Consider the following 26,169-nt stretch of genomic DNA (forward strand, 5'->3'; position numbering starts at 1 on the left):
AGCTTTCTGTTGTAAACAGGTGAAATTCGCTTTTCGTGAATGAAGCTTTAGGATTAAAATAACTTCCGAAAACAATAGACGATAACCTTCTTTTTTTGAGTTGAAGAATTAGACTGTGACCAATTCCCCACAAAACAAACCTAAACATGTCATGATGATGGCCGCTGGTACAGGTGGACATGTTTTTCCTGCACTTGCTGTTGCCAAACAACTGCAACAAGAGGGCTGTCAGGTCTCTTGGCTGGCAACTCCGACAGGAATGGAAAATCGGTTACTCAAAGATCAAAATATTCCGATTTACCAGATTGATATTCAAGGTGTCCGCGGTAATGGCCTGTTACGTAAAATCAGTGCACCGTTTAAAATTTTAAAAGCGACTTTAAGCGCTATACGCTATATGAAACAGCTCAAGATCGATGCTGTGGCGGGTTTTGGCGGTTATGTGGCAGGCCCAGGCGGCTTGGCTGCACGTTTGCTGGGTATTCCTGTGCTGATTCATGAGCAAAATGCGGTTGCAGGTTTTACCAATACCCAATTGGCGCGTATTGCCAAGACCGTATGTCAGGCATTTCCAAATACTTTTGCAAACAGTGATAAAGTCGTGACCACCGGCAATCCGGTGCGTGCGGAAATCACTGCGATTTTAAATCCTTCTTGGCGCTATCAAACCCGTGAACAAGAACAACTGCCACTGAATATTTTGATTGTGGGGGGGTCGCTTGGTGCACAGGCGCTGAACGAGCGTTTGCCTGAGGCCTTGAAAAAGGTCACTATGCCGCTGAAGGTATTTCATCAATGTGGTCAAAACAAGCAAGATGCCACGCGTGCCCTGTATCAAGATGCCCCGGCCAGTTTGAATATTCAGGTTGAGCCTTTTATTCAGGATATGGCCAAGGCTTATAGTGAAGCTGATTTGATTATCTGCCGTGCCGGTGCTTTAACGGTGACGGAGGTGGCAACCGCAGGTTTGGCAGCAATCTTTGTTCCTTTACCGATTGCAGTGGATGACCACCAAACCGCAAATGCGAAATTCTTGGCCAATGCCGGTGCTGCAAAGATTTGCCAGCAAGCAGACATGACACCTGCTGTTTTGGATGAGTTGTTAGCAACCTTATTAAATCGCCAACTCCTGTCTGAAATGGCAGTTAAAGCACGTCAACAAGCACAACCGAATGCAACACAGCATGTGGTTGATCTGATTAAAAAATTGTAATTCGAGTTTATCTATGTCTCCTACAAATCCAAGCCAAGCCAAAAAGCTGATTAAAGTGCCAGAAATGCGCCGTATTAAAAATATCCACTTTGTTGGTATTGGCGGTGCGGGGATGTGCGGTATTGCCGAAGTATTGAGTAACCAAGGTTATAAAATTTCAGGCTCAGACATTAAAGCGTCGAAAACCACGGCTCAACTCGAAGCCAATGGCATTAAGGTATTCATTGGTCACTCGGCTGACAACATTAAAAATGCTAATGTGTTGGTAGTGTCGACAGCAATTGATCCAGAAAATCCAGAGATTAAAGCAGCGATTGAACAGCGGACTCCGATTGTCCGTCGTGCGGAAATGCTGGGTGAATTGATGCGTTATCGCCACGGGATTGCGGTTGCAGGCACACATGGCAAAACCACCACCACCAGTTTGTTGACCACCATGCTGGCAGAAGAAAACCTTGATCCGACCTATGTGATTGGTGGTTTACTGAATAGTACAGGTGTGAATGCTGCACTCGGTGAAAGCCGTTTTATCGTGGCAGAAGCCGATGAGTCAGATGCCTCTTTCTTGTATTTGCAACCAATGGCTGCGATCGTGACCAATATCGATGCAGATCATATGGACACCTATGAAGGCAGCTTCGATAAGTTAAAAGATACCTTTATTCAATTCTTACATAACCTGCCATTCTATGGTTTGGCTGTGGTCTGTGGTGATGATGCCAATATCCGTGAGATTCTGCCACGTGTCGGTCGTCCAGTCTTGACCTATGGTTTTGATGAAGACAACGATATTCGTGCGGTCGATGTTGAGCAAGAAGGCATGCGATCACATTTTACTGTATTGCGTAAAGACCGTGAGCCATTGCGTGTCACCATCAATCAACCGGGCTTGCATAATGTCCTGAATGCATTGGCTGCGATTGGTGTAGCAACCGATGAAGGCGTTTCTGATGGTGCGATTTGCCGTGCCTTAGAAGGCTTTAGTGGTGTGGGTCGTCGCTTTCAGGTTCAGGGTGAATTTGAAGTGGGTGAAGGCTTGGTGAAATTGGTGGATGACTATGGCCATCATCCAAAAGAAGTTGAAGCCACTATTAAAGCGGCACGTGCCAGCCATCCAGACCGCCGTTTGGTGATGTTGTTCCAACCGCACCGTTTTAGCCGTACCCGTGACTGTTTTGATGACTTTGTCGATGTGCTATCGCAAGTGGATCAATTATTATTGCTTGAGGTTTATCCAGCAGGCGAAAAGCCGATCGTAGGCGCTGACAGTCGTGCATTAGCACGCAGTATTCGTCTACGTGGTGAGGTTGAGCCGATTCTGCTCGATCCAGTCGAAGGCAATTTACCGAACGTTTTACAAAAAGTGTTACAAGCAAATGACCTGTTATTAACACAAGGCGCGGGTAACGTCGGTGCAATTTCGGTAGAATTGGCTCAGCATCGCTTGTATGCCAAATCCCCCTAACCCCCTTTGTTAAAGGGGGAACGCCTCCCTTTGAAAAGGGAAGCGGGGAGGGATTTAATAGAATATATGAAGTTTTTTTAAGGATATAAACGTGTCAAATGCTGCAAAATTCGGCAAAGTTGCTGTGTTGTTTGGTGGGAAGTCGGCTGAGCGTGCTGTGTCGTTGGACAGTGGTCAAGCCGTTTTAGAGGCGTTATTGCGTTCGGGCGTACAGGCAGAAGCATTTGACCCACAAGATCGTAGTGTGACTGAACTGGTGGGCTATGATCGTGCTTTTATCGTATTGCATGGTCGTGGCGGTGAAGATGGCCAGATCCAAGGCGTATTGGAATGGTTAAACCTGCCATATACCGGTACGGGTGTACAAGGTTCTGCGATTGGCATGGACAAAGTCAAAACCAAGCAAATCTGGCAGGGCAGTGATCTACCAACTGCACCCTACCGTATCATTACCAAAGACACGGACCTTGAACCTGTGATTGCAGAATTGGGCTTGCCTGTGATTATCAAGCCGGTGCATGAAGGTTCAAGCGTTGGCATGAGTAAAGTTGAAAAAGCTGAAGATTTTGCTGCTGCGATTGAAAAAGCCACTCAGCACGATGCCGTGGTGATGGCAGAAAAATGGATCACTGGTCGTGAATTCACCATTTCATTCCTGAATGGTCAGCCTTTGCCCGTGATTCGTTTACAGCCACCTGCTGATGTTGCGTTCTATGACTATGAAGCCAAATATCAACGCAATGATGTGGAATATGGCATTCCTTGTGGTCTGAGCGAAGCAGAAGAAAAAAGCTTACAGGCACTTTGCTTACGCGCTTTCCAAGCGGTCGGTGCAGAAGGCTGGGGTCGTATTGATGCAATGCAGGATGAGCAAGGTAACTTCTGGTTATTAGAGGTAAATACAGTTCCAGGTATGACCAGTCACTCGTTGGTGCCAAAAGCGGCACAAGCAGTGGGCTATAACTTTGATCAGCTCTGTGTTGCGATTTTAGAGCAAACCTTAGCAAAGTCGGCTTAACTATATTATGGCTCAACTACCTGCCTCGATGCGCCGTAAAACACGGCCAGCCATTAGCTCGATTCACGAGAAGCCGCCTTCGCCTCGACAAAAGATGGTGAATGCGGGTGGTTGGGTGCTACTGGTCATTGCTTTTGCAGTACTGGCACTGGGGCTGTTTGGCTTATATAAAGTTATGACTGATGCTCGCGCAGCACAGTTGCAAGTGGTTGGGACCAATTCTGATGTCGAGAATCAGCAGCTGGTTCAGTATCTGAATCCAATTATTAAAGATAACTACTTCACTTCAGATTTAGAACAAATTCGCGATCAAGCCTTAAAAGTGTCATGGGTTGATCGTGTGGTGGTGTCACGAGCATGGCCAAATGCAATTCGGGTGCGGGTGATGCCGCGCCATGCGATTGCACGTTGGGGAACAGGGCGCTTGCTCAGTGACAATGGTGATGTATTTAGTGAGGCGGTGCCAACAGCAAATCCAAATCTGCCACTTTTACATGGGCCAGCCAGCCAATCCAAAATGATGATGCGTCGCTATAATGAAATTAATCAATTGTTTCATCCAGCGAATTTGAGATTAAAAGAATTGTATTTAACCGAGCGTATGACCTGGTTTATGCAGTTTGATTCAGGCCTGCGGATTATTGTGGATCAGGATCAAACCATGAACAAGCTGCAGCGCTTGAGCCATTTGGCACAAACGGATTTAAAACCTGTATGGTCAAAAATCACGGCAATTGATCTGCGTTACCGGAATGGTCTTGCCATTCAGTGGAAAAACGCAGCTCCGCCAAAGATTGTCAACGGTCAGTTAGTTGTAACGATTGATGACACAAGCCTTGCAGGGGCAATTCAGGCAAAGCCATAATACGTGGCTTAAAATAAAGGGCAGTGGTCCTAAACAACACTAAAGATATGGTATTGAAGTAATGAGTGAAACTGTTCCCTCAGTTGTTGCGATTGATATTGGGACTCATAAAGTCACAGTTTTGATTGGTAAGGTCCATGCACCGGATAAGATTCAAGTCATTGGCATGGCAACTGCTCGCAACCGAGGTATGGTTAAGGGCAAGATTGTTAGCTTGGACAAAGTGATTGCGGCCATTAAAAATGCGGTATCCGAGGCGGAGGATATGGCTGAATGCCGTATTCATAGCGCTTGGGTGTCGATTCCAAGTACTGAATTGCAAAGTTTTTATGCTTCAGGCCGTACGCCAGTTGCCAACCACGATCATATTATTAGCACCAATGAAGTGGTCAGAGCTTTAGAATTGGCTAAAGCCAGCCATGTCTCGCCAGATTATTATTTGGCCAGTGCCGTACCGCTAGGATTTGAGTTGGGTGATTCGGCTGAATGGGTGCAAAACCCAGTCAATATGTCTGCGCATAGCATGACGGGGCATTATCAGCTAATGATGATGCCAATCAGCACCATGCAAAACCTTGATCGTGCCATGAAAGGGGCCAATATCGGGGTAGAGAAAATGGTGGTGTCTTGCTTGGCAACGGCAGAAGCCAGCCTGCTGAAAGACGAAAAAGAATATGGTGTTTGCTTGGTGGATATTGGTGCGGGTATTACCAATATTGCTGTGTATCTGGATGGGCGTTTGGCTTTGGCTCGTACCCTTCCGCGTGGTGGTGAGAATGTCACCCGTGATATTGCCGCTGTTTTGCAGACTACCACGGAAGAAGCTGAACGCATCAAGATTTTACATGGCTGCGTGGATATGAGCGTAGTTAAGCCTGATCATATGATTCAAGTGCAAGGGATTGATGGCACACAAACCATCAGTCGTATTGAACTTGCAGAAATCATCATTGCACGTTATGAAGAAATCTTTAGCCTGATTCGTGAAGAGTTGGAGCATAGCGGTGCAATTCATGGTCTCTATCATGGCGTGGTACTCACTGGAGATGCCTGTCAAATTGAAGGCATGGTGAATCTGGCACGTCGTATGTTGGGGGTGTCTGCACACTTGGGTAATCCACCGCTACAAGTCTATGCAGATGATCAACATTTACCGGCTTTGCGTCGCTCGATGTATGCAACTGCAGCGGGTTTGTTGATGTTTAGTCAGAGTGATTTGCAAGATACGGTAGAAGAACCAGAAGAGACAAGCGATCGTAGTTTTGTTGATCGTGTTGCCAATGGTTGGAATGCATTAAATAGCAAGTTAAAGGCCATCTTTTAAGTTGTAGTTATTTTTGGGAAAATTTGTTAGGAAGTTGTTCGAAATCTGCCACTGTACTTGACAAGCTAGCGATTATTGAACAGCATCCTAAACATCAGTTGTTTAAAAATCAGGGCAGTAACGGGCTGAAGTAACTGCCATTAATATTAGGAAATCTAAAGGTCATGGCCTCATTTGAATTTATAGAAGATGAACTAGACAATGGCAACGGTCAAGCCCGTTTCACAGTATTTGGTGTTGGTGGTGGCGGTGGTAATGCCGTGCAACACATGGCGCAATCAGATATTCAAGGTGTAAAGTTTGTTTGTGCAAATACAGATAAACAAGCACTGGATAGCATGAATGCCCCATTCAAAATTCAATTGGGTGAACAAAGTACGCGTGGTTTAGGTGCGGGTGCAAATCCAGAGGTGGGTCAAATCGCAGCGGAAGAAAGCCGTGAAGTGATTCGTCAGCACCTTGAAGGGACTGACATGGTCTTCGTAACCGCAGGTATGGGCGGCGGTACAGGTACCGGTGCAGCACCCGTGGTTGCTGAAGTTGCCAAAGAAATGGGCATCTTGACGGTGGGTGTAGTCACTACACCATTCAACTTTGAAGGTCGTCGTCGCCAGAAGTCTGCTGAAAAAGGCATTGATGCTTTAGAAGCACATGTGGATTCATTGATTATCATTCCAAACCAGCGTTTACTCAGCGTTTATGGTGATATTTCAATGAAAGATGCCTATAAAAAGGCAGATGATGTATTGCTGAATGCTGTTCGCAGTATCTTTGACCTGGTGGTTAATCGTGGTCATATTAACCTTGACTTTGCTGACTTGAAAACCGCCATGAGTACCCGTGGTTATGCCATGATGGGGGCTGGTTTGGGCCGTGGTGAAGATCGTGCTCGCCAAGCTGCTGAGCAGGCAATCCGTAGCCCATTGCTTGATAATGTGAATATTATCAATGCAAAAGGCGTATTGATTAATATCACGGGCGGTGATGATATTACCCTGCGTGAAACAGAAATTATTACTGATGTCGTCAACCAGATCGTTGATTTGGATGAAGGTGAAATCTTCTACGGTACGGTATTTGATCCAGACGCGCGTGATGAGTTGCGTGTTACTGTGATTGCAACAGGTTTAACCCGTAATGCCAGTGAAGTTGATCAGAAAAGACGTGCTACGGTTTCCCATGCACCTTCTGCTCACGCCGCACATCAGTCGGTTGATGAAGATGATGTGCCAGCGATCAGTAAACGTGCAAATACAGATGTACCAGCAACTGCGACAGCAAGTTCTACGCCACGTTCATCGCCAATGAGCATTCAAGACTATCTGAAAAATCAACAGCGTAAATAATAAAATCATGTATTTAGAGAAAGGGGGTAAGTAATTACCCCCTTTTTTATTTTTTTAAAATGGCAAAATATGCTAAGTTATATCGGTTTTTGCAAATGAAGTTGGTATGGCATGTTGAAACAACGTACTCTCAAGCGTGTGGTGAAAGCGAGCGGGATTGGTCTGCATAGTGGTCAAAAGGTGCTGATTAATTTTGTTCCACACCATATTGATGGAGGTATTGTCTTTCGCCGTATCGACTTAAATCCCTCTGTAGAGATTCCTGCGAATGCTTTACTTATTCAAGAAGCCTTCATGTGTTCGAATCTGGTTCGTGAAGATATCAAAGTCGGTACCATTGAACATGTGATGAGTGCTATTGCAGGACTGGGGATTGATAATCTGATTGTAGAGGTTTCTGCTTCTGAAGTTCCGATTATGGATGGCAGTGCAGGGCCTTTTATTTATTTGCTGATGCAGGGTGAGTTGGCGGAGCAAGATGCGCCAAAGAAGTTCATTCGCATTTTAAAGCCAGTTGAGGCTTTAATTGATGATAAAAAAGCCATTTTTTCTCCGCATTTAGGTTTTCAACTGAATTTCACCATCGACTTCGACCATCCTGCCTTTGCCAAAGAATATCAGTCAGCCACGATTGATTTTTCGACCGAAACCTTTGTTTATGAAGTGAGTGAGGCGAGAACTTTTGGTTTTATGAAAGATTTGGATTATCTCAAGGCCAATAATCTGGCGCTAGGGGCAAGCTTGGAAAACGCCATTGGTGTTGATGATACTGGCGTGGTGAATGAGGAAGGTTTGCGCTTTGCCGATGAGTTTGTTCGTCACAAAATTTTAGATGCAGTCGGTGACTTATATTTACTTGGGCATCAAATTATTGCCAAGTTTGATGGCTATAAGTCTGGTCATGCATTGAACAATCAGTTATTGCGCAATGTTCAAAATGATCCAAGCAGCTATGAAATTGTAACATTTAATAACGAGAGTGATTGTCCAATTCCTTATGTAAGTGTGACATAAGTCATTGTCTTTTATTGCCTATGTTATATTATAACAATTGAATGTGAGATTTTCGTCACATAAAAAGATTGTTTATTCCAGTACTTAATATATGTAGTTTACTTTTTATTGCTTGCCAAACGTAGCAAAGCTTGGCTAAGCTTAGGGTCGCTCACATATTCAGCGGCGCTGCGCAATAGCTCTTGGGTCTCTGATGTAAGTGCTTTTGTTGGGGGAGAGGGTTCACGAGAGGCAGTTGTTTTGTTTCTTAAACGAACTTGGATTTTTCGTAATTCCTTGAGTCCTTCGAGCTGAGCTAACTGCGCAACATAGTGTCTTTGTAAATAGCTGAGTTGACTAATCATGGCCTGATTTTCACCAGTGATGATCAAAACACCATGTTGATAACAAACAACCTGCCATTGCTCTGGTTGGGGCAGCAAGGGTTGAATAATTTTCGTAAGTTGTTTCCATTGTGTGACTTGCGTCGTCAGAAACGTTAAGTTTCCAGTTTTTATGTGTTGTCCTTTCTGTTGGAAAACGTTGTTAGGTTCAGACATAGAACTTCCTCGGAGGTGATGTGTCCATCTTAAGCGTTTGGTTCAGCTGTTATCAAGGAAGAGATGATAAAGGAACGTTTGAAGGACGGTTTCAAGAGGTTTTTTATGCATCATACGCGTCGTATTTTACTCGCATTTTCGTTGGCTGCTTCAGCTGCTTCGGTTGCTTTCGCAGATTACCAGAACATCGGTCAAGCTACAGGCGATGATCGCTTAGAGCAACTCTCTAAAACCTTAGCTCAAGGTTCTTATACTCATTCTGCTGATATGGATTTGCCAGCCGTATCGAATGTGTCAGTTAAATTACGTGAAAAAACCATTGAATTGAATAACGCCTCGATCGAAAAGAAATATGGTCGTTCAGCGATTTCATCTCCAGATAATGCAGCTTCATTCTCTGCCAATACAGGTTATTCTTGGTTGGTGAGTCACCCATTACAAGAAGGGCGTGTGAGTTCTTCTTGGGGCAACCGCACACTACTTGGTTCAACGCGTCATCATTCAGGTGTTGATCTCGCTGCGCCATCAGGTACGCCAATTTATGCAACAGGCCCTGGTGTAGTCACTAAATCAGGTTGGGGGACAGGTTATGGTCAATATGTTGAAATTGATCATGGTAATGGTTACATCACCCGTTATGCGCATGCCTCCCGTTTGATCGTGAACGCGGGTGATCGTGTCAGTGCCGGTGAGCATATTGCAAATGTTGGCTGTACGGGTCGTTGTACCGGACCGCATTTACATTTTGAAGTCGTGAAAGATGGTCAACGTAAAAATCCATCAACGTACTTAGCAATGTTGCCTTAATGTAATTTGTTAACAGTTGTATATCAATGTGAAGAAAGAATCGCCTTTATTGGCGATTTTTTATGTGTTTTGTGTTATTTCGGTCAATGACTATTTTTTCAGAAAATAATAAGGCGTTTTGCATTCAGCTAGGGCAATACCCCTCGTAAAGCAAAACATGATAAAAATAGGGTCGACAAATAACTTAAGGGAAAAGGTGAATTGTATGGCGTTTTATGGCGACTCTGACGCGCAAGAAACCCAAGAATGGCAAGAAGCATTTGATTCTGTATTACAACACATGGGCACGGAACGCGCTGCTTTCTTACTAGAAAAACTCTATCAACGGGCAATTGCGAAACATGTGCCAATCCAGCGCTTAAATACACCTTACCTCAATACCATTTCAGTTGCAGAACAACCCGCGATGCCTGGCGATCAGGATATGGAACGCCGTATTCGTGCCTTGATTCGCTGGAACGCTCTGGCGATGGTATTACGTGCGAACAAGACCGGGGATGATCTCGGTGGTCACCTTGCAAGTTTTGCCTCGTCTGCAACTTTGTACGATGTAGGCTTTAACCATTTCTTCCGTGCTGCCTCAAATAATTTCGGTGGCGACATGATTTATTACCAAGGTCACTGTGCACCAGGTATCTATGCACGTTCTTTCCTTGAAGGTCGTTTAAATGAAGAACAGTTAAGTAATTTCCGCCGTGAAGTGGGCGGTAATGGTTTACCAAGCTATCCACATCCCTATTTAATGCCGGACTATTGGCAATTCCCAACCGTATCCATGGGTCTGGGTCCAATCATGTCGATTTATCAGGCACACATTCAAAAATATTTGATGAATCGTGGCTTGATCAAAGAAGAAGATCGTAAAGTCTGGGCTTATCTGGGCGATGGTGAGATGGATGAGCCAGAAAGTACAGGTGCAATTTCACTGGCTGGCCGTGAAAAGCTGGATAACCTGATTTGGGTGGTAAACTGTAACTTACAGCGCCTCGATGGCCCTGTACGTGGTAACGGTAAAATTATTCAAGAATTAGAATCGTTATTCCGTGGTGCGGGCTGGCGTGTCATTAAAGTGGTGTGGGGCCGTCATTGGGATCCACTGCTTGCGCAAGACAGTTCTGGTGCTTTAAAAGCAGTCATGGAAGAAACGGTTGATGGTGAGTATCAGCGCTATCAGGTAAAAGGTGGTGCCTATACCCGTGAGAAATTCTTTGGCAAATACCCAGAAGCTGCGGAACTGGTCAAAGATTTAAGCGATGAAGACATCGATAATCTTAACCGTGGTGGTCATGACCCGTACAAAGTTTTTGCTGCCTATGCAGAAGCAATGAAAGCCAAAGGTCAACCGACAGTGATTCTTGCGAAAACGGTTAAAGGTTATGGTTTGTCTGAAGAAATTGAGGCGGTGAACAAGACTCACCAAATCAAAAAAATGCAGATCGACTCTTTGAAATATGTACGTGACCGTTTTAACCTGCCATTTACAGATGATAAGTTAGAAGAGCTCCCATTCTACCGCCCAAGTGAAAACTCTCCAGAAATGAAGTATATGAAGGCGCGTCGTGAAGCATTAGGGGGTTACCTACCTGCACGCCGTCGTGAGAGTGAAACTTTAGCGATTCCTGAATTATCAGTCTTTGATGCTGTCTTAAATGGTTCTGGTGGTAAAGAACAATCGACCACGATGCTGATGGTTCGTTTAATTGCTGCTTTACTGAAAGAAAAAGCCATTAAAGACCGTGTCGTACCGATCGTTCCAGATGAAGCACGTACCTTTGGTTTAGAAGGGATGTTCCGTCAACTCGGTATTTATGCCGCTCACGGTCAAAAATATACCCCAGAAGACCAAGAACAGTTAATGCATTATCGTGAAGCAAGTGATGGCCACATGCTGCAAGAAGGCATTAACGAAGCGGGTGCAATGAGTGCATGGGCTGCGTTGGCAACCAGTTATTCAACCAATAACTTGCCGATGATTCCAATGTACATGTACTACTCAATGTTCGGTTTCCAACGTATTGGTGATATCGCATGGGCTGCGGGTGATGCACAGGCACAAGGTTTCTTGCTCGGTGCAACGGCTGGCCGTACCACATTGAACGGTGAAGGTTTACAGCACCAAGATGGCCATTCACATATCTTGGCAAATACTATTCCAAACTGTGTATCTTATGATCCATGTTTTGGTTATGAGTTGGCGGTGATCGTACATGACGGTTTACAACGGATGTATGTGAACCAAGAGCGAGTGTTCTATTACTTAACCGTAATGAATGAAAACTACGAGCATCCTGCAATGCCAGAAGGCGCTGAGGAAGGCATTAAACGTGGTATGTACTTGTTCGAAAAAGATGAAAAAGCAACGGTTCAATTACTGGGCTCAGGTGTCATTCTTCGTGAAGTGATCAAGGCTGCGAAAATCTTGCGTGATGAATACCAAATCCATTCAAACGTTTGGAGTGTAACCAGCTTCAATGAGTTGTCACGTGATGGTATGGCATGTGAAGAATATAACCGCTTACACCCACTTGCTGAAGAAGTGAAAGAATCCTGGGTATCTAAGCAATTACGTGGTACGGAAGGTATTGTCGTTTCTGCGACTGACCATATGCGTGCCTACAGTGAACAGATCCGTGCATATCTTCCAGATGGTCGTCCATTTGTTGCATTAGGTACAGATGGTTACGGTCGTTCAGATACGCGTGCTAACTTACGTAGTTTCTTTGGTGTTGATGCTGCGCATATCGTGGTTGCGACATTGAAAAAACTAGCGGATGAAGGCGAAGTAGACGCACGTTTAGTCAAAGATGCAATTTCTAACTTTGAGTTAGATACGGACCGTCCAGTGGCGTGGGCACCACAAGCGCATCCAGAAGTTCAGGCCGTTGCTGAATACAATGAAACGCAAACAGGTGAGGGGAAATAATCATGCAAATCCAAGCACCTGATATTGGCGTTGAGAAAGCACTGGTTGCAGAAATCTTGGTCAAAGTCGGCGACCATGTTGCGGTTGACGATAGTCTTCTGGTTTTAGAATCCGATAAGGCAACGGTAGAGGTACCAAGCACGGCAGCCGGTATCGTGAAAAGTATTCTGGTTCAACAGGGCGATGAAGTCACTGAAGGCGTCGCATTGATTGAATTAGAGTCTGAGTCTGCCGCTGAATCACCTGTGAACGAAGCACCGAAAGCGGAAGCGCCAAAAGCCGAAGTAAAACCTGTGGCAGCTGAAACAAAAGCGCAACCAGTTGCTGCTTCAGCAGCGACTTCAAGCCAGATTGTGGATGTAAAAGTTCCAGATATTGGCGTAGAAAAAGCGTTGGTTGCAGAAGTGTTGGTCAAAGTGGGTGATCAGATTGAACCTGAACAAAGTATTGTTGTGGTTGAATCTGACAAGGCAACTGTAGAAGTACCAAGCTCGGTTGCGGGAATTGTGGAAGCCATTCAAATCAAAGAAGGTGATAGCATTAAAGAAGGCGTGGTGTTGATTCAGGTCAAGACTGCGAGTTCGGCTGCTGCACCAGAACCACAAGCAGCACCTGCACCTGCTCAAACAGAAGTGCCAGTAGCAACAACAGAAGCACCAGCTGCAACGAATACCTCAACAGGTAATGTTGAAATTGAAGTACCTGACCTGGGTGTAGAAAAAGCACTTGTTTCAGAAATTCTGGTCAATGTTGGTGATCGCGTTGAAGCCCAACAAAGCTTATGCGTGGTTGAGTCAGATAAGGCTTCGGTTGAAGTGCCAAGCTCAGTAGCAGGAATTGTGAAAGCAATTCATGTCTCTGCCAATCAAGAAGTTCGTCAAGGCATGGCTTTGGCAACAATTGAGGTGAGTGGTGGTCAGGCTGCTGCACCAGCAGCAGTGCCAAAAGCTCAACCAGCCGCGACGCCTGCTACTCAAGCTGCACCAGCAAAAGCACAGGCAGCAGCGCCAACAGCACCGAGTGCCCCAGCGCAAGCTGAGAAGCTGACCAAAGAGCAAGAAGCCGACAATGCCAAAGTCTATGCTGGCCCAGCGGTACGTAAACTGGCACGCGAGTTAGGTGTGGTTCTTGGACAGGTCAAAGCCTCGGGTGAACATGGTCGTGTGATGAAGGACGATGTTTTTGCCTATGTGAAAACGCGTTTGACTGCACCACAGCCTGCATCGACCTCTCAAGCTGCGCCAGTGGCTTCGGGCTTACCGAAGTTGCCAGACTTTAATGCATTTGGTGGCGGTGAAGTGAAAGCGATGACGCGTTTACAGCAAGTGTCTGTACCGCAATTGTCGTTGAACAATTTCATTCCACAAGTGACACAGTTTGATTTAGCAGATATTACCGAACTCGAAGCATGGCGTGGCGAACTGAAAGATGGCTTTAAAAAGCAGGGTCTTAGCTTAACCATTTTGGCCTTTATCGCTAAAGCAGTCGCGCACTTGTTGAAAGAAGAACCGTATTTCGCTGGCCATTTGGCTGATGATCAGAAGTCAGTATTGTTGCGTAACGAAATTCATATGGGGATTGCGGTTGCAACGCCAGATGGTTTAACGGTTCCAGTACTGCGTAATCCTGACCAGAAATCAATTAAGCAAATTGCAACTGAATTGGCGGAACTCAGCCAGAAAGCGCGTGATCGTAAATTGTCACCGAAAGATCTACAGGGTGCTAACTTTACCATTACCAGCTTGGGCAGTATTGGTGGTACCGCATTTACGCCATTGGTGAATTGGCCGCAAGTCGCGATTTTAGGTATTTCACCTGCAACCATGCAACCGGTTTGGAATGGCAAAGACTTTGATCCACGCCTGATGTTGCCATTATCCTTGTCTTATGACCATCGTGTGATTAATGGTGCGGATGCAGCACGTTTTACCAATAAGCTAACCAAGTTATTAAAAGATATTCGTAGCTTATTGCTCTAATCGTATTTGAATCTAGACAACCTCGCATACGCGGGGTTTTCTATTTTTAGGCAGAAAATAGACGACTTCATTTATGCTATGTTGGACGGGAAATAGATTTTCATTGATTGCAGGAGCACGGATGTTGGTGGTTTATCGGGTGATGTTGCCGTTATTGCTCATTGTTTTTGTCTTGATGGGTGCATGGGTGAGCTTTCTGCATTTCCCTTGGGAGTGGGTCATGTATGTTGTTCTGGGCTTAGAAGTCTTTGTGGCGACCATCGTGATGATGATGGAATATCAGGCGCAACATATTGGAGGTGCCAGTGGCTGGGGCAGTTTTGGTTTTTTAGGTTTAAGTGCCTATTTGGCTTTCTTTTTGGGGCTTGCCCGCGTGTTGCTCTGGAGTTACCAAAAATTTTGCTCATAAAGATTCAAAACGATTTTATTGTTTGATAGAATGAACTCACTTCATTGGGGAGTAGCCGCTCTTTACGCAAAGTAAAGAGGTGATGATCAACATAATTGTTCAACTGAACATGGTCATCATAGCAAAGAACCAAGAACAGCTTTTCAGCTGTGCTTTTGTTGGCAAGACCTTTGATTTACCACTCTGCATCAATCTATTTGATTTTGGCTAGCAGGAGGGGTAGGTCATCGGTATATTTTGCTAGCCAGAGCATTCAATCATGTATGAATTTCTCATCTCGACTTCAATTGTTGCCCTCGCTGAAATGGGCGATAAAACGCAATTACTTGCACTCTTGCTTGCAGCACGGTTCCGTAAACCGATTCCGATTTTAATTGCCATCTTACTGGCCACTACGATTAACCATGGTATTTCTGCTGTTTTAGGGCAATGGATTACCACAGTACTCAGTCCTGAAGTTTTGTTATGGATTTTGGCGCTTGGTTTCATTGGGATGGCGATCTGGATGCTGATTCCAGATGAGTTGGGTGATGAAACGGAAAACATCAATAAATGGCAGAAATTTGGGGTCTTTGGCGCCACCTTTATTCTGTTTTTCCTGGCTGAAATTGGTGATAAAACCCAGATTGCGACCGTCGCTTTAGCAGCACGTTTCGACAGTGTGTTTTGGGTGATGTTGGGCACTACCTTCGGTATGATGCTTGCCAATGCCCCTGCCGTGTTTATTGGTGATAAATTAGCTGATAAATTACCGATTTCATTGATTCATAAAATTGGGGCTGCAATTTTCTTGATCGTTGGTGTTTCAGCTTTGGTACAACACTATTTCCTTTAAACGGATTGAATTTTAAAGCCATCAACACCCATCCAGAAGAGATGGGTTTTTTTCTTATCAATTTAGGATAAAAGTCAAATCTCTGATTGAAACATCAACTAAATCCCATTATTTTATTATGGAATTAAAAATATTTCATATTTAAAGAATTTTTCTGGGGTAATTATGAGTTTTGAGCGGACAACATCGCAAATATTATTTGATAATGGGACACATAAATGCATTAGTTTTACCAGTTTGGTGAAAGGGGAAGGTATCCAGGCCAATCAATTTTTAATTATTGATCATGAGCGTGCCGCTGTTCTGGATCCAGGTGGTGATCTCACCTATGTGCCTTTAACTATGGAACTCAATCGCTACACCAAACTAAAAAATCTGGATTATGTGATGGCCTCGCATCAAGATCCTGACATCATTACCTCAATGCCGCGCTGGTTGGTGTATACCGATGCCAAAGTGGTGGCATCCAAGTTGTGGGCGCGTTTTCTTCCTCATTTGAATTCAGCTTTTATGAGTGACCGTATGAAGGGCGATTGGGAAGAGCGCTTGATTGAATTGTCAGATACAGGACAGATTATTGCTTTGGGCGAATCCAGTATTGTGGCTGTCCCTGCGCATTTCCTGCATTCGGTAGGAAACTTTCAGTTTTATGATCCGACCGCAAAAATTCTGTTTTCGGGGGATATGGGGGCTTCGATCGTCGAAGATGCCAGTGTGCCGATGACTGATTTTGAAGCACATATTCAAAAGATGAAAGGCTTCCACCAGCGCTATATGTGTTCCAATAAGGTGATTCGTTTATGGGTCAATATGGTGCGACAAATGGATGTGGAGATGATTGTACCGCAGCATGGTACGGCTTTTGTCGGGAAGGACATGATCAATCAATTTTTAGATTGGATTGAAACATTGGAATGTGGTGTGGACTTGATGAATGAATATGTTTTTAGTTTGCCCACTGCGATGAGTTAAGTGATGATGAGTGAAATATAACGTTTTGTTGGGGCGTGAAGCAGCCAAGTCGCTGCTCCACTCAATGTTTTCGATATTTAGTAATAGGCTACTGAAAATAAAAAATAATGATGAGCAAAAAGGCAGGTTGATTTTTAGGATTTGAAGCGAAAAGTGAGGGTGTAGACCCTAGATCAACATGCAGTTAAAATTATTTTCATCATAGAAAATGAAAATCACATCGAAATTTGTTTATAATAGCTCACGGAAATTACCAGTGAGATTGTTATGCTGACCATCGTTCAAGAAGCGTTAACCTTCGATGATGTCTTATTACTTCCTGCCTACTCAACTGTTCTCCCAAAAGATGTCTCCCTAAAGACACGTTTAACTCGCGGAATTCAACTTAATATCCCTCTCGTCTCTGCTGCAATGGATACCGTGACTGAGTCACGCATGGCAATTGCAATGGCACAAAATGGTGGTATTGGTATTTTGCACAAAAACATGGATATCGCAGCACAAGCCGCTGAAGTCCGTCGTGTGAAAAAATTCGAAGCGGGTATGGTGAAAGATCCAATTACGGTCACCCCTGAAACCACAGTTCGTGAGCTAATTGCGATTACCCAAGCGAATAATATTAGCGGTGTACCAGTTGTAAAAGATGGCAAAGTGGTCGGAATCGTGACAGGTCGTGATACACGCTTTGAAACGAATCTTGAGCAGCCTGTAAGTAATATCATGACAGGTCAGGATCGCCTCGTGACTGTGCGTGAAGGCGAGTCGAAAGAAAATATCCAAGCATTATTGCAAAAACACCGTATTGAAAAAGTATTGGTGGTTGGTGAAAACCATGAGCTGAAAGGCTTGATTACGGTCACTGACTTCCGTAAAGCTGAAAGTTACCCAAACAGCTGCAAAGATGATTTGGGCCGTTTACGTGTGGGTGCTGCAGTGGGTACTGGTGCTGAAACACCAAGCCGCGTAGAAGCTTTAGTGGAAGCAGGTGTTGATGCGATTGTGGTCGATACTGCACATGGTCACTCTGCTGGTGTGATCGAACGTGTCCGCTGGGTGAAACAAAACTTCCCGCAAGTACAAGTGATTGGCGGAAACATTGCAACAGGTGATGCAGCTTTGGCATTACTTGATGCAGGTGCAGATGCGGTTAAAGTGGGTATTGGCCCTGGTTCGATCTGTACCACGCGTATTGTGGCAGGTATCGGTATGCCGCAGATCTCTGCGATTGATAGCGTCGCCAATGCACTGAAAGATCAAATCCCGTTGATTGCAGATGGCGGCATTCGTTTTTCTGGTGATATGGCGAAAGCGATTGGTGCAGGTGCGAGCACGATTATGGTCGGTTCACTGCTTGCAGGAACTGAAGAAGCACCAGGTGAAGTTGAGTTCTTCCAAGGCCGTTACTATAAAGCTTATCGTGGTATGGGTTCATTGGGTGCAATGGCAGGTGCATCGGGTTCTGCTGACCGTTATTTCCAAGACGCTAAAGCGGGTGCGGAAAAGTTAGTACCGGAAGGCATCGAAGGCCGGGTGCCATACAAAGGACCAATGGGCAATATCGTCCATCAAATGATGGGTGGCTTACGTTCATCAATGGGTTATACCGGTTCATCTGTGATTGAAGATCTTCGTCAAAATGCAAAATTTGTGAAAATTACTTCAGCCGGAATGTCAGAATCACATGTCCATGACGTTACGATTACCAAAGAAGCACCAAATTACCGTGTCGGTTAACTTTTAGTAATTTTGTTGACAGATAAACCGTCAGTTCGCTGACGGTTTTTTCGTTTTGGTGTAAAGTGAACAAGATGAGGAAAGATTATGGTTAGACACCATATAAAAGATAAGAAAGTGAGTAAAAGATGAGTTATTTTGGTACTGATGGAATTCGCGGTAAATTTGGGCAAATGCCAATTACGCCAGAATTCGCATTAAAACTAGGCTTTGCTGCAGGAACAGTATTAAAAAGAAATAGCCCTAAAAATAAACCGATTGTGGTGCTGGGAAAAGACACGCGTTTATCTGGCTATATTTTGGAAGCGGCTTTACAGGCAGGACTGAATGCAGCAGGTGTGTATGTGCATTTATTGGGTCCATTGCCAACCCCTGCAATTGCGCATTTAACTCGTGCACTGCATGCACATGCTGGAATCGTCATTTCAGCATCCCATAATCCTTATTTTGATAATGGGATTAAATTTTTCTCTAGTGAAGGCAAAAAATTACCAAATGCTTTACAAGATGAAATTAATCAAGAACTTGAGCGAGAGATTGTGATTGATGATACGGCTCACTTAGGTAAGAGTGTTCGTGTTAAAGATGCCAATGGCCGTTATATTGAGTTTTGTAAATCGACCTTTCCTTACCATTTTGACTTACGTAATTTAAAAATCGTGGTGGATTGTGCCAATGGTGCAGCTTATAGCGTAGGACCATCGGTATTCCGTGAGTTAGGTGCCAAAGTTATTCCATTATTTAATGAACCAGATGGTTTAAATATTAATGAAAATTGTGGTTCAACCCATCCAGAGCAGTTAAGAAAGGCTGTGTTTGAACATGAGGCAGATCTCGGTATTGCCTTTGATGGTGATGCGGATCGCGTGGTGATGGTGGCCAAAAATGGTCAGTTGATTGATGGTGACCATATCCTGTATATCCTTGCAACGCAGGCACAAAATAAGCCAGAAGGTGTTGTGGGGACGGTGATGAGCAATATGGCATTGGAACTGGCTTTGCAAAAAGCAGAGGTGGGTTTTGTCCGCGCCAAAGTGGGTGACCGCTATGTGTTACAAGCACTGGAAGAAAATGCTTGGGTAACGGGTGCTGAGCCTTCAGGACATATCTTGACCCTAGATAAGAGCACCACCGGTGATGCAATTATTGCGGCTTTACAAGTGCTCACGGTGATGGTTGAGCAGGGTAAAGCGTTACATGAATTGGTTGAAGGTTTTGTACTCTTCCCTCAGGTGTTGGTCAATGTTCGTCTGCAACACATGATTGATCCCTATTCCATCCCAGCGTTGGTTGCCGAGTTTGAAAAGGCTGAACAGCAACTGAAAGGTCGTGGCCGATTGTTGATTCGTAAGTCAGGTACCGAGCCTATGATTCGTGTCATGGTTGAAGGTGACCAGCAACAAGAAGTTGAAGCTTTGGCTCATCATCTGGCTGATGCGGTACGTGCTCACGCTCAGGCTGCTTAAAGGGGTGCATTTATGAGTGATGTCATTAAAGACTTGAGTGAATTGCGATTGAGCTACGAGCAAGGTGAGTTACACGAAGACCAGGTGAGTGGCCAACCTCATTTGCAGTTTCTCAATTGGTTTAATCATGCGCTGACTGCTCATTTACATGAGCCTTATGCGATGTCCTTGGCAACCGCCAATCGACAAGGTCGTGCGCATGTGCGTACGGTGTTGTTGCGTGGCGCGACAGAAGCAGGTTATGACTTCTATACCAATTATGATAGCCAAAAAGGTTTAGATTTAGCTGAAAATCCCTATGCTGAACTGCTGTTTTACTGGCCAAGTCTAGAGCGTCAGGTGCGTATCGGGGGCAAAGTCATCAAGATTTCTGAACAAGAGTCAACGGATTATTACCATAAACGTCCGCGTGACAGTCAGATTGCGGCGCATATCAGTACCCCGCAAAGTGGCGTGATTGAAAGCCGTGAATTATTGCAACAGCGCTTTCAAGCGCTGCAAAGCCAAGCTCAACATGAACTGGATAAACCTGAATTCTGGGGCGGTTATCGCTTAGAAGCGGATTATTATGAGTTTTGGCAGGGCCGACCAAATCGCCTACATGACCGTTTAAGTTATGAAAAACAGAACGGTGTTTGGACTATACAACGTTTGATGCCATAAATGACCCAGATTCAAATTCAAAAAAGACCCTTGCTGACACGCCCTGAACAGTTTCAGGGCGTGCCTGCTTTTATCGCTGAAATTTTAGCAAGACGCGGTGTTCAGTCAGAACAAGAACTAGAGTTGAAACTGAAGTATCTACTTCCGCCCGATTTAAAAGGTTTGGAGCAGGCGGTTGTCTTGATTGATCAAGCTATTGATCAACAAAAGCAGATCGTGATTGTCGGGGATTATGATGCAGATGGTGCAACCAGTACCGCTTTGATGGTTCTCGTGTTGCAAGACATGGGCGCCAGAGTGGAGTATTTGGTACCTGACCGTTTTAAATATGGTTATGGGCTCACGCCGGCAATTGCAGAACTGGCCAAGCACAGCTACCATCCCGATTTGTTGATTACCGTGGATAATGGCATTTCTAGCCATGCTGGGGTGGAAACGGCACAGGCATTAGGGATGCAGGTGATTATCACCGACCACCACTTAACCACCAAGCCGACACCGAGTGCCGAAGCGGTGGTTAATCCGAATCAGCTGGGTTGTGACTTTTCCAGCAAAGCCCTGGCTGGGGTGGGGGTTGCGTTTTATGTGTTGGCACGACTGGCCAGCACGCGCAGTCAGCAGGGTAAAAGTAGCAGCAAAGTAACGCAATACCTTGATCTGGTGGCTTTGGGTACCTATGCCGATGTGGCGACACTGGATTACAACAATCGTATCTTGATTGATGCAGGGCTAAAACGTATTCAGCAACATCAGTGTCGTGCAGGCATTTTAGCTTTATTGGATATTGCGGGGCGTGACGCCGCTAGTTTACGTGCGCAGGATTTAGGTTTCGTACTGGGCCCGCGTATTAATGCGGCGGGTCGGATGGAAAGTATGCGCATCGGGATTGAGTGTTTACTGGCTGCCGATATGCAAACAGCCTATCCGATTGCACAACAATTGAATCAGCTCAATATGGAACGCCGTCAAGTTGAATCGGAAATGAAGCAGCAAGCGTTGCAAGCACTGCAACATGTACAACTTGAAACAGCGCATTTACCTGCCGCCTTGGTGATGTTTGATCAACAATGGCACCAAGGGGTGATTGGGATTGTGGCGGGACGCTTAAAAGAACAGTTCCACCGGCCAAGTCTGGTGTTTGCGCCTGATGAAGATGGCATCCATATTAAAGGTTCAGCACGTTCGATTGATGGGATTCATATTCGGGACACCATTGAGCAGGTTGCGGAGCAATACCCGCATCTGGTCAGTCATTTTGGTGGCCACGCGGCGGCGGCAGGTTTGACGCTAAAAAAAGAGCACTTTGATGAATTCAAAGCGGTATTTATTCAGTCTATTGCTGCAATGGATGAGGAGTTGTTTCAAGCGACCTTATGGACCGATGGAGAATTGGGCGATTCAGCTTTGCATCTTGGAACCTTAGACTGGATTGAACAGCTTGGACCTTGGGGGCAAAAATTTCCCCTTCCTCAATTTGAGGGGCACTTTAAGGTAATTGATTATCGCTGGCTCAAAGATCAGCATCTCAAACTAAAACTTGCAGTAGGCTCACATTCGGTTGATGCGATTGCATTTAATGCCATGGATCGGTTTGAATTCAACCCGATGCTGGGTTATGTGGACTTGGTTTATACCTTGGAACGTAATGTCTTTAATGGCAACACCAGCCTGCAATTACAAGTTGCTTATTTAAAACAATAAAAAATCCGCTCATACGAGCGGATTTTTTGCCATTTGTACTTCGGTCTGTATCAGAAACGTACCGTTCCGTTGAGTGCAAAAGCATCCATACCATCTGTAGTGGTATAACCCACACCTAAAGCAAATTGTGGTGTGAAGAATTTCTGAGCATGAATATTAAAAATACTGTCTGAGTCTTTTGCGGTAGAGTCAGCAAATGAGACACCAACATTAAGCGTTGGATCAAGATAAAGATCTGCGCCTAAACGGTAGGTTGTTTCATCACCAATATAGCTGAGCGCTTCAAAGTTGGTATAGTAACCACCAATTTGTGCGACATATTTAGCACGCAAAGAAACTGCGGTATCGTCATTTTCCCCCGACACGATTGCTGCATTTGAGAGAGTACTGCTAAAGCCATATTGAGCAACCTGTACTGGATTTAAGCTATCCGATAAATCTGCAACGCCGACAGCAAGGAGTAATCCAGAGATTGGCAGGAAACCTGCTTCTAAGTTATAGCCATCACTCTTTTTAGAATCTGAGCCGATCCCATTGATTGTCGCTTTAACATTGGTACGATGTAGGGCACCAGAAAGATAGAACTGTGTATTTGGAACGTAGAACTCACCTTGTAGTCCTAGCATATTAAACTGTAAATCACCGAAATCTTGGTCATCTTTAAGTTTGCTATAAGCATAGCCACCGCCAAGATTTGAAGCTTTATCTAAGAACGCCGCTTCTGCCCAAGGCACATTTCGGGTGTGTACCGGATTAAAATAATATTTAGCGCTGATCACGGCACTATTGCCTTTGCCATCATCCATATTGATATGTTCATATGCACCGTTGGCTTCAGTTTGATAAGCATGGGCATTGATTGCAAAGCAAGCACTCACAAGTACTGCAAGAAGATTTAAATTTTTCATTTGTTATTTTCCCCGTTTAAAAATAATACATATTTTGTTACAGGCGCTAGTGTAGTCAAAAATATATAGCCGTCAATTCTTTAACGCATAAAATATTAAAATACAGCACAGGAATAAGGGGGAGAATGGATGAAAGGCTGGTTGAAAAAAAACGCCCTGAATGACTCAGGGCGTTTTTTATGTTTGCAATTTCGATTTCAAAATTAGAAACGGTATGCAGCACGAAGACCGAAAGAGGTGTAATCGTTGTCAATATATGACTTGTCGTTACCGAAACCTACACGGCCTTCTAGGCTTACTTGTTGATTGAAGAATTTCTTCGCAGAAATACCCCATTCATTCGAATTAACGATAGTGTCATCATATTTAAGTTTTTGATAATCTACACCAACACTTAACGTTTTGTCGATGAAGTAATCACCTTTTAATTTCACTTCTTTGTTGTCACCAAAAGCACTATAAGCTTCTAGATTGACGTCATTCTGACCCACTTTAGTCACATACTTGGCACGAAGTGTTGGACTGGTTTCACGATCACCATCTTTAACGTCAACAGTTTTTGCACCCGCAGCAATTAATAAACCAGGTGCTGGTAAATAACCCACTTCACCCGCATAGTGGTTAATTTTTACTTTGCCATCAAGGTAGTTGCTATTTGGTTTGATTTCTTCACGACCAATAGTACCGCTTAAGTAGAAATCAGAGTTTGGAACGAAGTATTCAATTCCTGCGCCATACTGGTTGTTTTTAATGGCATCATCTTTTTCATAAGCGTACTGTGCACTTACATTGCTTGCACGGTCAAGGAACGCTGCTTCTGCAAGTGGTGCATTACGTGTTTGTACTGGATTGAAATAATACTTACCATCTACGCTGAAACGATCACTGTCACCAAAACGATCTTGGTCTTTATAGGTATAAGAACCACCGACCTCAGCTTGATAAGCATGAGCAGTGCCAGTTACTGCGATTGCAGATAAAAGTGCTGATGCAATTGCTAATTTTTTCATGGTTGTTTCCTCGTTAAGATTTAAACCAAGTGTTAAATACGGGTACATGTTTTGTTACAACTCGAGTCTAGAGTAATTTTCATGATCGTCAATCTTGATAAGGTAATCGAACTGTACAAATGTAATTAACTTGTAATTTTGACATTTTATCTAATTGATATTTATTAATAAATATGGATTGTTTTGATTTATTAAAACTTAGGAGATATTGTGTGTTTTCGTGAATTTAGTCTGATTTTTATACATTGAGCCAGTCTAAATTGAGGTTGGAAAATATTTCAAACAAAAATAAATTCATTTATAAAGCTGATTTTAAGAAAGCACATTATTCAAAAACACATGGCTGTGTCGGCTAAAACAGTTATGTTAAAATAGCGAATTAAGTGAAAAAATTGTGAGAAAACACGCGTGGAAATTAATCCGTATTTAATTCAATTGAAAGATTTAGCTGATCGTAGCCAAACACTACGGGGGTATCTTTGACTACGATCTAAAGGTTGAGCGTTTAGAAGAAGTTTTAAGAGAATTAGAAGACCCTGCGATTTGGAATGATCAAAACCGTGCTCAAACCATCGCCAAAGAAAAGGGCAGTTTAGAAAATACCATTGGTGTGTTTGATCGTCTTGCTGAACAGTTAGATGATGCTAAGGCTATGCTTGACCTTGCAGTTGAAGCAGATGATGAAAGTTTATTATTGGATGTTCAGGCTGAGTTGGACAGTGCTGAAGAAGCTCTGGGCAATCTTGAATTCCGCCGTATGTTTAGCAATCCAATGGATCCAAATCCATGCTTCCTTGAGATCCAGTCTGGTTCGGGTGGTACTGAGGCTCAAGACTGGGCGTCGATGTTATTACGTATGTATTTACGCTGGATCGAACGTCATGGCTTTAAAGCTGAGCTGATGGAAGTCTCTGACGGTGATGTGGCAGGAATTAAATCAGCCACCATCCGTGTTGATGGTGAGTTTGCCTATGGTTGGTTGCGTACCGAAAGTGGCGTACATCGTTTAGTACGGAAGTCACCATTTGACAGCAACAACAACCGTCATACCTCATTCTCAGCAGTGTTTATTTCACCTGAGATTGATGACAATATCGAGATTGATATCAATCCATCCGATGTTCGTACCGATACTTACCGTGCTTCGGGGGCAGGTGGTCAGCACATTAACAAAACCGATTCTGCCGTTCGTTTAACGCACGCACCGACAGGTATCGTAGTGGCTTGTCAGAATCAGCGTTCACAGCATGCCAACCGTGACCACGCGTGGAAGCAATTACGTGCCAAACTTTATGAGCTCGAAATGAGCAAGCGTAATGAAGCTGCTCAAGCCTTGGAAGACTCGAAGTCTGATATCGGTTGGGGCAGTCAGATTCGTTCGTATGTGTTAGATGACTCACGTATTAAAGACTTGCGTACCGGAGTGGAAAATTCCAATACCAAAGCCGTGTTAGATGGTGACTTGGATAAGTTCATTGAAGCAAGTTTGAAGCAAGGTTTATAAGTTTTAATCCAATTAAAACGGCAATCTCGTTCAGCATCGGCTGGTTAATCGAAAAAATATGATATTAATATCGAAAAAATGGATATTAATATTTAAAAAGTTCGATATACTAGATTCAGGTGCTGAACAAAGCGTTGCCGCTTGAGAAACGTGGTGAGTCTATGGATATTGATGTTATAAGCAAAGCCTTAGCCAATCCATTACGTCGACAGATCTTGCAATGGTTGAAAGAGCCTGAGCAATTTCTACCCGTTGAGCAATGTGGTGGTAGTTTTGAACGGGGCGTATGTGCAGGGCACATCGAACGTTTAGGTAAAGTTGCGCAATCGACCATGTCGAATCATTTGTCTGTATTGCAACAGGCAGGTTTGATCAAGGTCGAGAAATATGGACAGTGGTCTTATTTCACACGTAATGAAGCTTTGATTCAGCAATATATCGAACATTTAAAACAAGCACTTTAAATCGAAGAAG

At 44.2% G+C, this 26,169-nt stretch carries 22 protein-coding genes and 1 riboswitch; of the genes, 19 read left to right on the plus strand and 3 right to left on the minus strand.

Features of this window, described 5'->3' with window-relative positions:
* Positions 1–115: 115 nt before the first annotated feature.
* The 7 genes from murG to lpxC all read left to right on the plus strand — a co-directional run bounded on the left by murG (position 116) and on the right by lpxC (position 8,245).
* Positions 116–1,213, plus strand: a complete 1,098-nt coding sequence (murG, locus tag NQU59_RS04160) for an undecaprenyldiphospho-muramoylpentapeptide beta-N-acetylglucosaminyltransferase (protein WP_257065166.1) — start codon at positions 116–118, stop codon at positions 1,211–1,213.
* Positions 1,214–1,226: 13 nt separating this feature from the next.
* A complete protein-coding gene (gene murC, locus NQU59_RS04165) occupies positions 1,227–2,678 on the plus strand; it encodes a UDP-N-acetylmuramate--L-alanine ligase (protein ID WP_257065167.1) in 1,452 nt (483 codons plus the stop codon).
* A 91-nt stretch (positions 2,679–2,769) separates the two neighbouring features.
* Positions 2,770–3,696, plus strand: coding sequence for a D-alanine--D-alanine ligase (locus NQU59_RS04170; protein WP_004657145.1), 927 nt, complete (start codon positions 2,770–2,772; stop codon positions 3,694–3,696).
* A 7-nt stretch (positions 3,697–3,703) separates the two neighbouring features.
* Positions 3,704–4,561 carry a cell division protein FtsQ/DivIB gene (locus NQU59_RS04175; RefSeq protein WP_257065168.1) on the plus strand — a complete coding sequence of 286 codons (858 nt, stop codon included), beginning with the start codon at positions 3,704–3,706 and terminating at the stop codon, positions 4,559–4,561.
* Between the two features lie 61 nt (positions 4,562–4,622).
* Positions 4,623–5,885: a cell division protein FtsA gene (ftsA, locus tag NQU59_RS04180; RefSeq protein ID WP_005238132.1), complete on the plus strand. Its 1,263-nt coding sequence runs from the start codon at positions 4,623–4,625 to the stop codon at positions 5,883–5,885.
* Between the two features lie 164 nt (positions 5,886–6,049).
* Complete coding sequence (gene ftsZ, locus NQU59_RS04185; protein ID WP_005238142.1) at positions 6,050–7,231, plus strand: cell division protein FtsZ; 1,182 nt, start codon at positions 6,050–6,052, stop codon at positions 7,229–7,231.
* A gap of 111 nt (positions 7,232–7,342) precedes the next feature.
* Positions 7,343–8,245, plus strand: a complete 903-nt coding sequence (lpxC, locus tag NQU59_RS04190) for a UDP-3-O-acyl-N-acetylglucosamine deacetylase (RefSeq protein ID WP_005238144.1) — start codon at positions 7,343–7,345, stop codon at positions 8,243–8,245.
* 98 nt (positions 8,246–8,343) lie between these two features.
* Here lpxC and NQU59_RS04195 read toward each other — a convergent pair whose 3' ends face one another.
* On the minus strand, positions 8,344–8,784 hold the full coding sequence (locus tag NQU59_RS04195; protein ID WP_005238147.1) for a DciA family protein: 441 nt from the start codon (positions 8,782–8,784) through the stop codon (positions 8,344–8,346).
* Positions 8,785–8,889: 105 nt separating this feature from the next.
* Between NQU59_RS04195 and NQU59_RS04200 the strand changes: the two genes are divergently transcribed.
* The 10 genes from NQU59_RS04200 (at position 8,890) to recJ (ending at position 22,273) form a co-directional block, all read left to right on the plus strand.
* Positions 8,890–9,591 (plus strand): M23 family metallopeptidase, encoded by a 702-nt coding sequence (locus tag NQU59_RS04200; RefSeq protein WP_005238149.1) that lies wholly within the window; start codon positions 8,890–8,892, stop codon positions 9,589–9,591.
* A 205-nt stretch (positions 9,592–9,796) separates the two neighbouring features.
* Positions 9,797–12,514, plus strand: coding sequence for a pyruvate dehydrogenase (acetyl-transferring), homodimeric type (gene aceE, locus NQU59_RS04205; RefSeq protein WP_257065171.1), 2,718 nt, complete (start codon positions 9,797–9,799; stop codon positions 12,512–12,514).
* A 2-nt stretch (positions 12,515–12,516) separates the two neighbouring features.
* A complete protein-coding gene (locus NQU59_RS04210) occupies positions 12,517–14,493 on the plus strand; it encodes a 2-oxo acid dehydrogenase subunit E2 (protein WP_257065172.1) in 1,977 nt (658 codons plus the stop codon).
* Positions 14,494–14,614: 121 nt separating this feature from the next.
* A complete protein-coding gene (locus NQU59_RS04215) occupies positions 14,615–14,902 on the plus strand; it encodes a hypothetical protein (protein ID WP_257065173.1) in 288 nt (95 codons plus the stop codon).
* Positions 14,903–14,936: 34 nt separating this feature from the next.
* A riboswitch (yybP-ykoY riboswitch) is annotated at positions 14,937–15,078 on the plus strand.
* An 83-nt stretch (positions 15,079–15,161) separates the two neighbouring features.
* Entirely contained in the window at positions 15,162–15,737 is a 576-nt protein-coding gene (locus NQU59_RS04220; protein ID WP_005238156.1) for a TMEM165/GDT1 family protein, read from the plus strand.
* A gap of 165 nt (positions 15,738–15,902) precedes the next feature.
* Positions 15,903–16,709 (plus strand): MBL fold metallo-hydrolase, encoded by an 807-nt coding sequence (locus NQU59_RS04225; protein ID WP_005238158.1) that lies wholly within the window; start codon positions 15,903–15,905, stop codon positions 16,707–16,709.
* 267 nt (positions 16,710–16,976) lie between these two features.
* Positions 16,977–18,443, plus strand: a complete 1,467-nt coding sequence (gene guaB / locus NQU59_RS04230; RefSeq protein ID WP_005238160.1) for an IMP dehydrogenase — start codon at positions 16,977–16,979, stop codon at positions 18,441–18,443.
* A gap of 128 nt (positions 18,444–18,571) precedes the next feature.
* The gene (gene glmM / locus NQU59_RS04235) at positions 18,572–19,909 is read left to right on the plus strand and encodes a phosphoglucosamine mutase (protein ID WP_005238161.1); all 1,338 of its coding nucleotides are present in this window, start codon (positions 18,572–18,574) and stop codon (positions 19,907–19,909) included.
* A 12-nt stretch (positions 19,910–19,921) separates the two neighbouring features.
* A complete protein-coding gene (gene pdxH, locus NQU59_RS04240; protein ID WP_257065177.1) occupies positions 19,922–20,572 on the plus strand; it encodes a pyridoxamine 5'-phosphate oxidase in 651 nt (216 codons plus the stop codon).
* Entirely contained in the window at positions 20,573–22,273 is a 1,701-nt protein-coding gene (gene recJ / locus NQU59_RS04245) for a single-stranded-DNA-specific exonuclease RecJ (protein ID WP_257065178.1), read from the plus strand.
* A 50-nt stretch (positions 22,274–22,323) separates the two neighbouring features.
* Here recJ and NQU59_RS04250 read toward each other — a convergent pair whose 3' ends face one another.
* Both NQU59_RS04250 and NQU59_RS04255 read right to left on the minus strand, forming a co-directional pair.
* Positions 22,324–23,181, minus strand: a complete 858-nt coding sequence (locus tag NQU59_RS04250) for a putative porin (protein ID WP_257065179.1) — start codon at positions 23,179–23,181, stop codon at positions 22,324–22,326.
* A gap of 203 nt (positions 23,182–23,384) precedes the next feature.
* On the minus strand, positions 23,385–24,191 hold the full coding sequence (locus NQU59_RS04255) for a putative porin (RefSeq protein WP_005238170.1): 807 nt from the start codon (positions 24,189–24,191) through the stop codon (positions 23,385–23,387).
* A 408-nt stretch (positions 24,192–24,599) separates the two neighbouring features.
* Here NQU59_RS04255 and prfB point away from each other — a divergent pair.
* Both prfB and NQU59_RS04265 read left to right on the plus strand, forming a co-directional pair.
* A protein-coding gene (gene prfB, locus NQU59_RS04260) for a peptide chain release factor 2 (protein WP_111841898.1) occupies positions 24,600–25,695 on the plus strand; the annotation gives its coding sequence in 2 pieces (ribosomal slippage) (positions 24,600–24,671 and positions 24,673–25,695; 1,095 coding nt in all).
* A 161-nt stretch (positions 25,696–25,856) separates the two neighbouring features.
* Positions 25,857–26,159, plus strand: coding sequence for an ArsR/SmtB family transcription factor (locus NQU59_RS04265; protein WP_010590065.1), 303 nt, complete (start codon positions 25,857–25,859; stop codon positions 26,157–26,159).
* Positions 26,160–26,169 lie beyond the last annotated feature (10 nt).

The sequence above is a fragment of the Acinetobacter colistiniresistens genome (assembly GCF_024582815.1).
Taxonomy (GTDB): Bacteria; Pseudomonadota; Gammaproteobacteria; order Pseudomonadales; family Moraxellaceae; genus Acinetobacter.

Excerpts from the sequence above, each read along its gene's own strand:
- murC (WP_257065167.1), top strand. The coding sequence starts at position 1,227 with ATGTCTCCTACAAATCCAAGCCAAGCCAAAAAGCTGATTAAAGTGCCA.
- NQU59_RS04175 (WP_257065168.1), top strand. The coding sequence starts at position 3,704 with ATGGCTCAACTACCTGCCTCGATGCGCCGTAAAACACGGCCAGCCATT.
- ftsA (WP_005238132.1), top strand. The coding sequence starts at position 4,623 with ATGAGTGAAACTGTTCCCTCAGTTGTTGCGATTGATATTGGGACTCAT.
- ftsZ (WP_005238142.1), top strand. The coding sequence starts at position 6,050 with ATGGCCTCATTTGAATTTATAGAAGATGAACTAGACAATGGCAACGGT.
- lpxC (WP_005238144.1), top strand. The coding sequence starts at position 7,343 with ATGTTGAAACAACGTACTCTCAAGCGTGTGGTGAAAGCGAGCGGGATT.
- NQU59_RS04195 (WP_005238147.1), bottom strand. The coding sequence starts at position 8,784 with ATGTCTGAACCTAACAACGTTTTCCAACAGAAAGGACAACACATAAAA.
- NQU59_RS04200 (WP_005238149.1), top strand. The coding sequence starts at position 8,890 with ATGCATCATACGCGTCGTATTTTACTCGCATTTTCGTTGGCTGCTTCA.
- aceE (WP_257065171.1), top strand. The coding sequence starts at position 9,797 with ATGGCGTTTTATGGCGACTCTGACGCGCAAGAAACCCAAGAATGGCAA.
- NQU59_RS04210 (WP_257065172.1), top strand. The coding sequence starts at position 12,517 with ATGCAAATCCAAGCACCTGATATTGGCGTTGAGAAAGCACTGGTTGCA.
- NQU59_RS04215 (WP_257065173.1), top strand. The coding sequence starts at position 14,615 with ATGTTGGTGGTTTATCGGGTGATGTTGCCGTTATTGCTCATTGTTTTT.
- NQU59_RS04220 (WP_005238156.1), top strand. The coding sequence starts at position 15,162 with ATGTATGAATTTCTCATCTCGACTTCAATTGTTGCCCTCGCTGAAATG.
- NQU59_RS04225 (WP_005238158.1), top strand. The coding sequence starts at position 15,903 with ATGAGTTTTGAGCGGACAACATCGCAAATATTATTTGATAATGGGACA.
- guaB (WP_005238160.1), top strand. The coding sequence starts at position 16,977 with ATGCTGACCATCGTTCAAGAAGCGTTAACCTTCGATGATGTCTTATTA.
- glmM (WP_005238161.1), top strand. The coding sequence starts at position 18,572 with ATGAGTTATTTTGGTACTGATGGAATTCGCGGTAAATTTGGGCAAATG.
- pdxH (WP_257065177.1), top strand. The coding sequence starts at position 19,922 with ATGAGTGATGTCATTAAAGACTTGAGTGAATTGCGATTGAGCTACGAG.
- recJ (WP_257065178.1), top strand. The coding sequence starts at position 20,573 with ATGACCCAGATTCAAATTCAAAAAAGACCCTTGCTGACACGCCCTGAA.
- NQU59_RS04250 (WP_257065179.1), bottom strand. The coding sequence starts at position 23,181 with ATGAAAAATTTAAATCTTCTTGCAGTACTTGTGAGTGCTTGCTTTGCA.
- NQU59_RS04255 (WP_005238170.1), bottom strand. The coding sequence starts at position 24,191 with ATGAAAAAATTAGCAATTGCATCAGCACTTTTATCTGCAATCGCAGTA.
- NQU59_RS04265 (WP_010590065.1), top strand. The coding sequence starts at position 25,857 with ATGGATATTGATGTTATAAGCAAAGCCTTAGCCAATCCATTACGTCGA.